The following is a 12,918-nucleotide window of genomic DNA, read 5'->3' as shown; positions in this document are numbered from 1 at the left end:
CGGTGAACGTTCCTCGGCACGTCAAACCGCCGTTCGAAGCCATCGTCGCTTGCCACGGTGCCACGGTGTTGCGGGTCGTTCGCGCCGTGGTCGGTCACGCCGACGCCGACGACGCCTGGTCAGACACGTTTCTGGCCGCCTTGAAGGCCTACCCGCAGCTGCCCGGCGACGCCAACGTCGAGGCGTGGCTGGTGACGATCGCGCATCGCAAAGCCATCGACGTCGCCCGCGCGACTTCGCGCCGGGCCGTCCCGCTCGCCGATCCCCCCGACTCCCCCGCCCGCGAGCGCGCCGACAGCCACGATCTCGACCTCGACGCCGCGGTGGGTGCGCTGCCACCCAAGCAGCGTCAGGCGGTGGCCTACCGCTATCTGGCCGGCCTCCCCTATGCCGACATCGCCGCGATTCTCGGCGGCAGCGTGGCCGCCGCGCGACGGGCCGCCGCCGACGGGATCGCCACCCTCCGACGCACCTATCCCCGCCTCGACACCGCAAGGAACCACGAATGAGCACACCCGATCTGACCAAGCACTACCCCGTCGACCGCGAGCACCTTCGGCGCCTGCATGCCCGGCTGGAAAGGGTCGCCCAGGCCAGCGACCTCCTCGACATCGCATACCGCACAGTTGATTCCGCGGTCGGGCCGCTGCTGTTGGCGGCCACCAACCGAGGGTTGCTGCGAGTGGCGTTCGCCAACGAGGACCGCGCCGGCGTGCTGCAGGACCTCGCACAGCGCGTCAGCCCGCGGGTGCTCGAGTCGCCGGCACGGCTGGATCCCGCTGCGCGGCAACTCGACGAATATCTCGCCGGCCGTCGCCGCCGCTTCGACGTCGCGCTGGACTGGTCGCTGTCCCAGGGTTTTCGGCGCACCGTCCTCGAGCACCTCAGCGCCGACGTCGGCTATGGGGAGACGGCCAGCTACGCCACGCTGGCCGGGCTCGCGGGCTCCCCCAGGGCCGTGCGCGCCGTGGGCACGGCGTGCGCGACCAACCCGATTCCCATTTTCGTGCCGTGCCATCGGGTGATCCGTTCCGACGGAACGATGGGCGCCTACCGCGGCGGCACCGCCGCCAAGCGCGTCCTGCTGGATCTAGAGGGCCAACCGCGAAAGTGCAACTAGCGGAACGTTTCTCAAGTGGAGGCGTCGGTACTTGCACTTTCGCGGGACACGGTCGCGGGCGACCAGTGCACCACCTTCATGGTGGTCATCTCGTCGAGGAGTTCGGGACCGAAGCCGAACCCCGTTCCGCTGGCGCGGCGCGGTTGGGACGCGCCCCCGGGTGCGCCGCCGAACACATTGTTGATCTTGACGGTGCCCACCGGCAGGCTGTGCCACGCCTCCTGCGCATGCGCCATGTCAGCGGTCAGCACGGTCGCGGCCAACCCGTAGCGGTCGTCGGCCGCCTCGGCCAGGGCGCCGGCGAAGTCGGGAACCATCCGCACCGCCGCCACAGGGCCGAACGTTTCCTCGCTCATCACCGACATGTCGGGCGTGCAGTCGGTCAGCACCGTGGGCGGATAAAAGGCCCCCGGGCCGGATCCCGGTTCACCGCCGGCCAAGACGTGGGCGCCGCGCCGGACCGCGTCCTCGACGTGCGCGTGCACCTGATCGCGATGACGCTCGTCGACCAACGGACCGATCCGGTCGGCCCACGATGCCGCCTCGCCCGCCAGCGCGCCGACGAACGCGTCGGCGATCGACTGGACGACATAGATGCGCTCCACCGACACGCAGATCTGACCCGCGTTGGCGAAGGCGCCCAGCGCGGCTTGGCCGGCCGCCCAGGCGGGGTCGACGTCGGCGTCGACGATCAACGCGTCGTTCCCGCCGTTCTCCAGCAGCGCCTTCGCGCCGCGGTCGGCGCAGGCGCGGGCGATCTCTCGGCCGGCCGCGCTGCTGCCCACGTGTGCGACCACGTCGACGCTGCCCGCCTCGGCCAGGCGCGCGCCGACCGTTTCGTCGCCGTCGACGATCTGCAGCACACCGTCGGGCAGCCGGGCGGCCAACAGTTCGGCGAACCGCCGGCCCGTCTGCGGGCAGCGCTCGCTGGGCTTGTGCACCACAGTATTTCCGGTCACCAGCGCCGCGCCGGGCAGCCCGGCCGCCACCGCGACGGGATCGTTCCACGGCGTGAGCACCGCCACCACGCCGCGTGGCTGCGGAAACATCAGGTCGGTCGCCGACCACCCGCCCTGCAAGCTGCGCCCGCGGTGCAACGGCCCGAGCTGGGCGTATTGCATGAGGGTGCCGACTCCGGCGTCCACGCCGCCGAGCGCGTCGTCGCGCAGCTTCCCGGTTTCCCGTTCGTTCAGTTCGGCGAGTTCATGGGCCGCGGCGCGGACATCGGCCGCCGCCGCAGCGATCGCGGCGGCGCGTTCGGCGGCTGGCGTGCGCGCCCAGCCGGGTGCGGCTTCCGCGGCGCGCCGGATCGCCTCGTCGCAGTCGGCCGGCTCGGTGATGGGCACCTGCGACACGGTGTCGCCGGTGCGAGGGTCCAGGACGCTGATGATCTTGGTCAGGGCGGAAGACACGACCCCGTTTACCCTCTCGGCGCGCGGGCCAATCAGTTAATGCCGACGGACATTATTGGCTTCAGGTAGGGTCGGCGAACCGGACCGAAGGGCACGCGATGGCAAACACCTACGCCGACAACGCCTTCACGTCGCGGCACGCGTTGGACCCCGGTTTGCGTGCGGCGGCCCGATTCTTGCCGCGGGGCTACGCCCTGCACCGCGGCTACAAGATCCAGCGCCGGCTGATGAACCTGATGGGCAACGCGGGGCGGATTCGCCACGTCCCGGTGGCCGCGGTCAACGAGCACGTCACCGTCCGGCTGCATCGTCCGGCCGGGCTTCCCGTCCGGGCGCCGGCGATGCTGTGGATCCACGGCGGCGGCACGATCATGGGCCACGCGGCCCAGGACGACAAATTCCTGCGGAAGATGTCGCATCTCGCCGGCGTCGCGGTGGCCGCGGTGGACCACCGGCTGGCACCCGAGCACCCCTACCCGATCCCGGTCGAGGATTGTTACGCGGCGCTGCGATGGCTGGCGCGCCAGCCCTGGGTCGACCCGGACCGCGTCGCGGTCGGCGGCGCCAGCGCCGGCGGCCACTTCGCGGCGGCCGTGGCGCAGCGGGCGCACGATCGCGAGGACGTCAACGTTGCGTTTCAGATGCTGGTGTATCCGATGCTCGACGACCGCACCGGCGCCGACCGCGGCGGGCACAAGCGGCTCATGTGGACCGAGACCGACAACCAGCAGGCCTGGCGGTGGTACCTGAACGGCGCGGATCCCGTTGAGGCCGCGCCGGCGCGCCGCGAGGATCTCTCGGGCCTGCCGCCGGCCTGGATCGGCGTTGGGACGCTGGACCTGTTCTATCGGGAGTGCCTCGACTACGCGCGACGGCTGCGCGAGGCGGGCGTTCGCGTGCACGAGGAGATCGCCCCGGGCGCGTTTCACGCGTTCGACCAGATCGCGGACAAGGCGCCGATTTCGGTGAAGTTCTTCGCCAGCCAGTGCGATCACCTGCGCGACGCCCTCGCCGCGCCGTGAACGGCCGGCTCCGATCAAGTTGACTGCAAAGTTTGCGGTTTGTGCAACTATTAGTGGCATGGGCAACCACTGCAATCCGATGGGCCTGCGCGAGCGGCGGCGCCGCCAGACGAGCGCGGACATCCGAGACGCCGCGGTGCGCCTGGCGACCGGCCGCGGTTTCGACAAGGTGACCATCGAGGAGATCTGCGCCGAGGCGGGAATCTCGACGCGGACGTTCTTCAACTACTTCCCCACCAAGGAGTCCGCGATCGCCTACGGCCCCTCCGACCTGCCCGCGGAGCTGGCCGAAGACTTCGTCGCCGCCGGGCCCGCCCCGTATCGGGTGGTCCTGGCGGAGCTGATCACGCTGGCGGCGCACCACCTCCGCGATATGCCACCGCGACGCGAACAGGCCGCCGGCATGCTCGAGCTCGCCAAAACCAGCCCCGCCGTGTTGGCCGCGTTTCTTGCCGAGCTGGAGCGGTTCCAGAACCAGCTGACCGACATCGTCGCCCGCCGCCAGGCGATGCGACTGGACGACGAGATACCCGCCTTGATCGCCGCACTCGCGCTGACGGCCGTGCGCTCCGGCATCGAACGCTGGGCCAGCGGTGAGCCGAAGGACGCCGACGACACGCCGATGCCCTACGTGGAAAGCGCTGCCGCGCTCGTCAACGGCATCTTCGCCAGTGACCGCCGGATAGTTACCTAGATCACCTTCGTTTGCATGGTCTGCAAATTATGCAGGCGATGTATTATGCTGTGGTGGCATCAGGCGGGGGTTCGCGATCCGGGCACGGACCTCCCGGGCCCCGACGGCCATATCACGGCGGCATATGAACTCCGTTGTGGCGCAACCTAATACGGTGATCACCGCGAAGGCGACGCACCAACGTTGATTTGACGACGAGAGGAATCCACGCAGGTGCAGCTATCCAAGGTCGTGCGCAATGCGTGGTTGCCGCTGTTGATCGTGGCGGTCGTGGTGATCGGCGGGTTCACCGTGGCGCGGGTCAAGTCGTTCTTCACGGCCAACGACACTGGTGTCCTGACGAGCCCACGGCAGGAGGATTCCAAGCCGTTCAAGCCGAAGGTCGTCAAGTACGAGGTCTTCGGCTCGGCCAGTCACGCCAACGTCAACTACCTCGATCTGGCCGCCGACCCGAAGCGGATCGACGGCGCGCCGCTGCCCTGGACCCTGGTGCTGTCCACGACGGCCCCGTCGGTCTTTCCGAACCTGTCGGCACAAAGCGACGGTGACCGCCTAGGTTGTCGCATCACCATCGACGACGAAGTCAAGGACGAGAAGATAACCAACGGCGTGCACGCCCTGACCTTTTGCCTGGTGAAGTCCGCATGAGCGCAAGCAGCGAACACCCGACCGATACCCTCCCCATCGCCAGGCACGCAGAGCGCCCGGCGATCCCACGGATGATCCGACGCTTCGCCGTGCCGGTCATCCTGGGCTGGATCGCGATCATCGCGGTGCTCAACACGATCGTCCCGCAGCTGGACGAGGTCGGGAAGATGCGCTCGGTCTCGATGAGCCCGGACGACGCGCAATCGGTCATCGCGACCAAACACATGGGTGAGGTGTTCCACGAGTACAAGTCCAACAGCTCGGTGATGATCGTGCTGGAGGGCCAAAATCCGTTGGGCGCCGACGCCCACGCCTACTACGACCAGATGGTCAAAAAGCTCGACGCCGACACCAAACACGTCGAGCACGTCCAGGACATGTGGAGCGATCCACTGAGTGGGGCCGGCGTCCAGAGCAACGACGGCAAGGCCGCGTACGTCCAGGTCTACCTGGCCGGCAACCAGGGTGAGGCCTTGGCCAACGAGTCGGTCGAGGCCGTCCAAGACATCGTCAAGAGCATGCCCACGCCCAGCGGGGTCAAGGCCTACGTCACCGGACCCGCTGCGGTGCAAGCGGATCAGCACATCGCCGGCGACCGCAGCCTGCAGGTGATCACCACCGTCACGTTCATCGTGATCATCGCGATGCTGCTGATGGTCTACCGGTCCATCGTCACGGTGCTGCTCACGTTGGTGATGGTGGTGCTCGAGCTGGCCGCCGCCCGCGGCATGGTGGCGTTCCTCGGCTACTACAACATCATCGGGCTCTCCACCTTCGCCACGAACCTGTTGGTGACGCTGGCGATCGCGGCCGCCACCGATTACGCGATCTTCCTGATCGGGCGCTATCAGGAAGCCCGGTCGATCGGCGAATCGCGAGAAGACGCCTATTACACGATGTTTGGGGGCACCGCGCACGTCGTGGCCGGGTCGGGTCTGACCATCGCGGGCGCGACGTTCTGCCTGCACTTCACCAACCTGCCGTACTTCCAGACGCTGGGCATCCCGTTGGCCATCGGCATGGTGGTCGTCGTCGCGGCGGCCCTGACGCTGGGCCCCGCGGTCATCTCGGTGGCGTCGCGCTTCCGCCAGACACTCGAGCCGCGGCGGGCGCAACGGATCCGCGGCTGGCGCAAGGTCGGCGCCGTCGTCGTCCGGTGGCCCGGTCCCGTTCTGATCGTGACGATCGCGATCGCGCTCGTCGGCCTGCTCACCCTGCCCGGGTACCGAACCAACTACAACGACCGCAAGTACCTGCCCGCCGATCTGCCGGCGAACGCCGGCTACGCTGCCGCCGACCGGCACTTCTCCAAGGCGCGGATGAACCCCGAGCTCCTGATGATCGAAAGTGACCACGACCTACGCAATTCCGCCGACTTCCTGGTCATCGACAAGATCGCCAAGTCGATCTTCCGGGTGCCCGGAATCTCGCGCGTGCAGGCGATCACGCGGCCGCAGGGCACGCCGATCGAGCACACCTCGATCCCGTTTCAGATCAGCATGCAGGGCGTCTCCCAGCAGATGAATCAGAAGTACCAAGCGGATCAGATGGCCGACATGCTGCACCAGGCCGACATGATGCAGACCACCATCGACAGCATGGAAAAGATGCAGAGCATCACCGCGCAGATGGCCGACAGCATGCACATCATGGTCAGAAAGATGCACGAGATGACCATCGACATCGAGGAATTGCGCCAGCACATGGCGGATTTCGAGGACTTCTTCCGGCCGATCCGCAGCTATTTCTACTGGGAAAAGCATTGCTACGACATCCCGGTCTGCTTCTCGCTTCGCTCGGTGTTCGACGCGCTCGACGGCATCGACACGATGACCGATGACATCCAGAGCCTGCTGCCCGTCATGGACCACCTCGACACCCTGATGCCTCAGATGGTGGCGCTGATGCCGTCGATGATCGAGAACATGAAGGCCATGAAAACGACGATGCTGACGATGTATTCGACCCAGAAGGGTCTGCAGGATCAGCAGAACGAGGCCCAGAAGAACTCCAGCGCCATGGGCAAGGCGTTCGACGCGTCCAAGAACGACGACTCGTTCTACCTGCCCCCGGAGACCTTCAACAACGCCGAGTTCAAGAAGGGCATGAAGAATTTCCTGCCGCCCGACGGCCACGCGGTGCGCTTCATCATCAGCCACGACGGCGATCCCATGACGCCGGAGGGCATTTCGCACATCGATGCGATCAAGAAGGCCGCTTACGAAGCGCTCAAGGGCACGCCGCTGGAAGGCTCCAAGATCTACCTGGGCGGCACCGCGGCGACCTACAAGGACATGCAGGACGGCAGCAACTATGACCTGCTGATCGCCGGAATCGCCTCGCTGTGCCTGATTTTCATCATCATGCTGATCATCACGCGAAGTGTCGTGGCCTCAGCCGTGATCGTGGGCACCGTCCTGCTCTCGCTCGGGGCGTCCTTCGGGCTCTCGGTGCTCATCTGGCAGCACCTGATCGGCATCGAACTGCACTGGATGGTGCTGGCGATGTCGGTCATCATCCTGCTGGCCGTGGGCGCCGACTACAACCTGCTGTTGGTGTCCCGGTTCAAGGAGGAGATCCACGCCGGCCTGAACACCGGCATCATCCGGGCGATGGGCGGAACCGGATCCGTGGTCACCTCGGCGGGACTGGTGTTCGCCTTCACGATGATGACGATGGCGGTCAGTGAGCTCACGGTCATCGGCCAGGTCGGCACGACCATCGGCCTCGGCCTGCTCTTCGACACGCTGATCGTGCGGTCGCTGATGACGCCGTCGATCGCCGCGTCGCTGGGCAAGTGGTTCTGGTGGCCCCAACGGGTGCGCCAGCGGCCGGTCCCGTCGCCCTGGCCCGCGCCGGCAACGGAGCGCGAATCGTTCGCGGTGGTCTAACCCGCTGCGCCGAGCCTGCGCACAGCGCGTGCTGAACCCCGATTTTCTAGCGCTGGACGCAGTTTCGATGTGTGGCTGCCGCTAGGTAACCCACTCGGGCTGCTGGCTGGCGTCGACCGCGGAGAAGTCCTTGTGCGCCAGGCCGGCGGTCGTGCCGCCGTCGACGACGAACTCGGACCCGGTCGAGTAACTCGATTCGTCGCTGGCCAGGTACACGACCAGGTTCGAGACCTCCCTGGGCTGGGCGATCCGGCCCAACGCGGTGTTGAAGATGTCCTCGGGGACCCACTCGGTCATCGGCGTCTTGATGAGCCCGGGATGGATCGAGTTGACCCGGATGCCGCTCGGGCCCAGCTCCAGCGCCGCCGACTTCGTCAGGCCCCGGACCGCGAATTTGGTTGCGGTGTAACCGTGGCAGGCGATGGTTCCGGCCATGCCCTCGATCGAGGAGATGTTGATGATCGATCCCCGCCCGGCTTCCTTCATGGGTTTCACCACCGCGCGAATGCCGAGAAACACGCCCGTCAGATTGATGTCCAGGATCCGATGCCACTCCGAGAGCGCGTAGTCCTCCAGGGTGCCGATGTTGATGATGCCCGCATTGTTCACCAGCACGTCGACGCCGCCGTACTCGGCGATGGCGGTGGCCACCGCCGCGTCCCAGTCCTCCGGTTTCGTGACGTCGAGGTGCACGTAGCGGGACGCCTCCCCGACCTCGGCCGCCACCGCCTTGCCCTCGTCGTCGAGGATGTCGCCGAACACCACCTTGGCCCCCTCGGCCACCAGCGTTCGCACGTGCGAGGCGCCCATCCCCCGCGCGCCGCCGCTGATGAGCGCGACCTTTCCCGCCAAGCGTTCTGCCACTGGTCTTCTCCTGTCGTGCCCATGGGTTTGTTGCACCATACATATGCACGCAGATGTATGACCAGGGTTTCGTCAGCGGCCGCTTGGCCGGCAGCTCGCGGCGGCTACTTGCCTTTCGGCCGCGTAGGGCTGTGCTTTCCGGGGCAGTAATCCGCGGTGGCGGCGCCGACGAACATCTCGGCTTGCGACTGGTTCAACCGGTGCGCGCCGGTCAGCTGGTCGATCTCATCCTTCTGGGTGTACCCGGCGTTGAGGTCCTGGCACATCACGCGAGCCATGTTCACGGTCTGGTCCGTGTTGCCGAGGTTGATGCCGTGGGAGCTCAGGAAGTTGGTGAAGTCCTGGTCCGTCTGGTCGGCGTGCGCCACCCCCGCCGGCACCAGCAGCACCGCCACCAGCGCGCCGAACGCGCACACAGGCAACTTTTTCTTCGCACCGCGTTGATTCATCATTCCCCAATAGTTTCTGCTGTTGATGGTTTCAGATGACGATGATATCCGACGTCAATCATTTTTTCGCGCGAATGCGGCGCTGGTCAACGGCCCGACGAGCAGAAACCGCCGGCGCACCCCGAAGGTTTACCCGCCGTTCGCTTTGGGTTTCCGGTTGATTTCAATCAGTCGACGACGTCGAAGATCGCCGCGGCGGAGGTGATCGCCTTGTCCGCATTTCCCTCGTCGTGCAGCAGCATGCGCACCCCGACACGCCCGCCTCCTGCACCGGCAAGGTGCGCCGTGCCTGCCACGCGGAAGGGACCCACCTTGCCGCGGGACATGAACATGACGTGCCAGCTGATGACCTGGACCTTCCTGGTTCCGGCAACGTCGGCGGCCAGGTCGGTCGCGGCGGTCTCGAGGACGACGTGTTGGGGTCCGATGTGCAGCGCGGCGTCCGGCGAGGCGAGCTCGGCGCTCAGCGCCGGCAGCACCCAATGCCCGTCGTCGCGCTTGCTGGCACCGAAGGCTGCCCACAGCGGCGGCAGGTCGGGCGAGTCCTCGATCACCAACTCGGTGCCCGAAACGTCCATCTTGCCAAGGCCTTCCGGCGGGACACCGATGACCGCTCCCTGTCCCTCGTTGAAGGCGATCACTCGCTCGGGATTGTCGGCGTCCACGATCTTGCATCGGCCGTATCCCATGGTCCGGCCCTGGTGCACGATGCCGGATCCGACGATTTCGATTCTCGTGACGTCGTAGCCGGGGTCCACGATCTGTACCGACGCGATGACCGGGTTGGGGACCGCGACCATGTCGGTCTGGCATCCCTCGGGCGACGAGATGGCCAGCGGCGCGACCAGCAGGCCGCCCGCCTCGTTGCGCATGTCGCGGCGGATGGTGACGGTGTCGTCGGATTCGCCCATGTTCATCGACGAGTGGTTGCGGCCGATGTAGCGGTAGCTGAGCAGGCCGGTCCAGCGCCGGAACAACTCGTCGCGATAGGCGTCGGTGTCGCCCGCGAGCTCCCGGATGTCACGGAGTTGGTCGCTCACTTCTGGCCTCCCTCTGCGGCTTTGCCCCGGCGCACCTGGTTGAACGGCACGCCGCGGTCGGCGGCGTACTCGCGGGGAAAGTTCAATACGCGCTCGCCGATCACGTTGCGCGCCATCTCCGTCGTGCCGCCCCCGATGCTGGCGATCTGGCGGCCCAGGTAACGCGTGCCGACGTCGAGCAGCCCCGCGTCGTCCTCGACGACGGCCGCCGGGCCGGCGACGGCGTGGGCGGTGTCGTTCTCGACGTCGTGGGCCAAGGCCATGCCCAGCCTGATGATCGACCCCGCGGCCGGCGGCAGGGAACCGGCGACCACGGCGTGGAAGACGTGCTCGCTGAGTTGCTTCTGCACCGCGCGGTGGACCAGCGCCCGGCCGACCATCTCCCGGACGCGTTCGCTGTCGCCCTGCTTCGAGCGGTCGACCAGCGACATCAGGTCGATCGAAATGTCCTCGGCCTCAGCGATTCCTGGGCCGCTGGTGTATTCCGAGCCGTCGCCCATGGTGCGCCGTTCGTGGTAGAGCTGTCGGGAGGCGACCTCCCACCCCGTGCCGGGTTCCCCGACGACGGCGTCGTCGCCCACGTCGACGTCGTCGAAGAATTCCTCGCAGAATTCGACCGAGCCGTTGACCTGACGGATCCGGTTGATCGTCACCCCGGGGTGCCGAAGGGGGACCAGGAACATCGTCAGGCCGTTGTGTTTGGGTGCGTCCCAGTCGGTTCGGGCCAGGCACAGGCCGTAGTCGGCGGCGAACGCCCACGTGCTCCACGTCTTGGCGCCGTTGATGATCCAGCGCCCGTCCCGGCGTTCGGCGCGGGTGATGACACCCGCGAGGTCCGACCCGCCGCTGGGCTCGGACAGCAGCTGGACCAGGACCTCGTCGCCGCGCAGCGCCGCCCGGATGTGGGCGCGCTTCTGCTCCTCGCTGCCCATGTCGAGGATCGTCGCGCAGCAGATGGCGAAGGACGGGATGTTCAGGAGCAGCGGCGTCTCGTAGGCCAGGGCCTCGGCGTCGAACGCCTTTTTGTACTGGTAGCCCAGTCCCAGCCCGCCATACTCCCGCGGAAAGCAGATGCCGGCGAATCCCCCGTCGTACAACTTGCGTTGCAGTTCGCGCGCGCGCCGCCACGACGACAGTTCGTCGCGCTCCAGGACCATCGCGTCGTCGGAGTCGAGCCGCGGCAGGTTCTCGGCCAACCAGGCCTTGGCCCGAGCGCGGAATCCTTCGACCGACTCGGCGCTCATCGAAGTCGCCTGCGGGTCATCGCCGATGGCCTCCTCGAGCTTGTGCTGGGCGACTGTACAGCACCGCCTGGCGACTGTACACCTCGCCTAGGGCGCGTTGAGCTGCACTGCCGCGCGGATGAGTGCCGTCAGCGCCTGGTCGTCGATCTTGTCGCCCTCATGGAAGTCGATGGCCCGGCGCGTGTTGCCGTCGAGGCTGGAATTGAAAAGACCCGAGGGGTCGTCCAGCGAGGCACCCTTCGCGAATGTCATCTTGACCACGTTCTTGTACGTCTCCCCGGTGCAGATCATGCCGTCGTGATACCAGACCGGCACACCGCGCCACTTCCACTCCTCGACCACATCGGGATCGGCCTGCTTGATCAATCTTCTGATGTGAGCGAGCATTTCGCCGCGCCAATCGCCCAGCTCCTTGATTCGGGCGTCGATGCGCTGCGAGGGAGAGTCCGTCATGGTGTCGTTGCCTTTCTGCCTCAGGGGATGGTGATCGCGATCTTGCCGACGTGCCGGCCGGCCCGCATCACCTCGAGCGCCTCGTCGAGCTTTGCCCAGTCGAAGACATGGCTGATGTGGGGCTTGATCCCCGCACGCGACATCGTCTCGCACAACTGTCGGTGCGCGCGCACGCTGCCCACCGTGATCCCGACGATGCGCAGATTGTTGAGCATCACCTCCGCGACCGAGATGGGCGCCGTGTCGAATCCGGTCAGCACGCCGATCACGGCGACCGTGCCGCCCACCCGCGCCGAATGCACCGAATGCGCCAGGGTGGCGGGCCCACCGAGGTCGACGATCAGGTCGGCGCCTCTGCCACCGGTCAGCCGCTTGACCTCGGTCTCCCAGTTCGGGGTCGCGCGATAGTTGACGAGATGCGTTGCGCCCAGGTCCGATCCGACCTTCAGCTTCTCGTCGGACGACGACGTCAGAAGCACGGTGGCGCCCAGCGCCTTCGCGAGCTGGACCGTGAACAGCGATACGCCACCGGTTCCCTGGGTGACCACGACGTCGCCTTCGCCGATGCGGGCTTCGTTGAGGGCGCTCCAGGCCGTCACGCCGGCGCACGGCACCGTCGCGGCTTCGACGTCGCTGAGGTGGCCGGGCGTGGGCACCAGACCCGTGGCGTCGGCGACGCGGTACTGCTGCAGCCACCCGTCTTCGGTGTCCCCGGGCAGCTCCTGTTTGGACTCCGGTGTCGGCGGCCCGTCGAGCCACCGGGGGTGAAACGCCCCCATCACCCGGTCCCCGAGCCGCGGCCAGTCGACCCCGGGTCCGACCGCCACCACTTCCCCGGCGCCGTCGCTCATCGGCACGCGCGGCCACGGCCCGGGGAGCAGCCCCATCAGGTTGATGTTGTCGTGGAAATTGAGGCTCGAGGCCCGCACTCTGACCAGCACCTGCCCCGGACCGGGTTCCCCGACCGGCCTGTCGACGGCCTCGAGGGGCGCACCGGGGGTGTTCATCACCATCGCTCGCTGGCGATCCGGAATGCTCATGCGAGACCCGCCTCCTCAGGTATGCGCGGCTCGGCCGAGGC

At 67.2% G+C, this 12,918-nt stretch carries 13 protein-coding genes; 6 read left to right on the top strand and 7 right to left on the bottom strand.

From position 1 onward, the window contains the following. Nucleotides 1-2: 2 nt before the first annotated feature. On the top strand, nt 3-509 hold the full coding sequence (locus A5673_RS22345; protein ID WP_068237624.1) for an RNA polymerase sigma factor: 507 nt from the start codon (nt 3-5) through the stop codon (nt 507-509). Continuing rightward, nucleotides 506-1,120, top strand: coding sequence for a methylated-DNA--[protein]-cysteine S-methyltransferase (locus tag A5673_RS22340; RefSeq protein WP_068237621.1), 615 nt, complete (start codon nt 506-508; stop codon nt 1,118-1,120). Before A5673_RS22345 ends, A5673_RS22340 begins: the two co-directional genes overlap by 4 nt. Before the next feature lie 11 nt (nt 1,121-1,131). On the opposite strand, the gene A5673_RS22335 is transcribed toward A5673_RS22340, so the two are convergent. Next, the gene (locus A5673_RS22335) at nt 1,132-2,508 is read right to left on the bottom strand and encodes an aldehyde dehydrogenase (RefSeq protein ID WP_068237684.1); all 1,377 of its coding nucleotides are present in this window, start codon (nt 2,506-2,508) and stop codon (nt 1,132-1,134) included. A gap of 122 nt (nt 2,509-2,630) precedes the next feature. On the opposite strand from A5673_RS22335, the gene A5673_RS22330 reads away from it, so the two are divergent. The 4 genes from A5673_RS22330 (at nt 2,631) to A5673_RS22315 (ending at nt 7,787) form a co-directional block, all read left to right on the top strand. Continuing rightward, entirely contained in the window at nt 2,631-3,554 is a 924-nt protein-coding gene (locus tag A5673_RS22330; protein ID WP_068237618.1) for an alpha/beta hydrolase, read from the top strand. Nucleotides 3,555-3,612: 58 nt separating this feature from the next. Beyond that, on the top strand, nt 3,613-4,248 hold the full coding sequence (locus A5673_RS22325; RefSeq protein WP_068237615.1) for a TetR/AcrR family transcriptional regulator: 636 nt from the start codon (nt 3,613-3,615) through the stop codon (nt 4,246-4,248). A gap of 213 nt (nt 4,249-4,461) precedes the next feature. Continuing rightward, nucleotides 4,462-4,896 (top strand): MmpS family transport accessory protein, encoded by a 435-nt coding sequence (locus A5673_RS22320; RefSeq protein ID WP_197518451.1) that lies wholly within the window; start codon nt 4,462-4,464, stop codon nt 4,894-4,896. Further along, the gene (locus A5673_RS22315; protein ID WP_068237612.1) at nt 4,893-7,787 is read left to right on the top strand and encodes an RND family transporter; all 2,895 of its coding nucleotides are present in this window, start codon (nt 4,893-4,895) and stop codon (nt 7,785-7,787) included. Before A5673_RS22320 ends, A5673_RS22315 begins: the two co-directional genes overlap by 4 nt. Before the next feature lie 81 nt (nt 7,788-7,868). Here the strand turns inward: A5673_RS22315 and A5673_RS22310 are convergent, their stop codons facing one another. The 6 genes from A5673_RS22310 to A5673_RS22285 form a co-directional block, all read right to left on the bottom strand. Further along, on the bottom strand, nt 7,869-8,651 hold the full coding sequence (locus A5673_RS22310; protein ID WP_068237609.1) for an SDR family oxidoreductase: 783 nt from the start codon (nt 8,649-8,651) through the stop codon (nt 7,869-7,871). Nucleotides 8,652-8,755: 104 nt separating this feature from the next. After that, a complete protein-coding gene (locus tag A5673_RS22305; RefSeq protein ID WP_068237606.1) occupies nt 8,756-9,103 on the bottom strand; it encodes a DUF732 domain-containing protein in 348 nt (115 codons plus the stop codon). Nucleotides 9,104-9,267: 164 nt separating this feature from the next. Then, nucleotides 9,268-10,140, bottom strand: coding sequence for a hypothetical protein (locus tag A5673_RS22300; protein ID WP_068237603.1), 873 nt, complete (start codon nt 10,138-10,140; stop codon nt 9,268-9,270). Further along, a complete protein-coding gene (locus A5673_RS22295; protein ID WP_068237601.1) occupies nt 10,137-11,384 on the bottom strand; it encodes an acyl-CoA dehydrogenase family protein in 1,248 nt (415 codons plus the stop codon). Before A5673_RS22295 ends, A5673_RS22300 begins: the two co-directional genes overlap by 4 nt. Before the next feature lie 87 nt (nt 11,385-11,471). After that, complete coding sequence (locus A5673_RS22290; RefSeq protein WP_068237597.1) at nt 11,472-11,837, bottom strand: DUF1801 domain-containing protein; 366 nt, start codon at nt 11,835-11,837, stop codon at nt 11,472-11,474. A 20-nt stretch (nt 11,838-11,857) separates the two neighbouring features. Continuing rightward, entirely contained in the window at nt 11,858-12,877 is a 1,020-nt protein-coding gene (locus A5673_RS22285) for an NAD(P)-dependent alcohol dehydrogenase (RefSeq protein ID WP_068237595.1), read from the bottom strand. Nucleotides 12,878-12,918 lie beyond the last annotated feature (41 nt).

The organism is Mycobacterium sp. E3198 (genome assembly GCF_001667015.1).
Classification (GTDB): domain Bacteria; phylum Actinomycetota; class Actinomycetes; order Mycobacteriales; family Mycobacteriaceae; genus Mycobacterium.
Note: the sequence above shows the minus strand (reverse complement) of the source record. Positions and strands in the feature narration are given on the sequence as shown.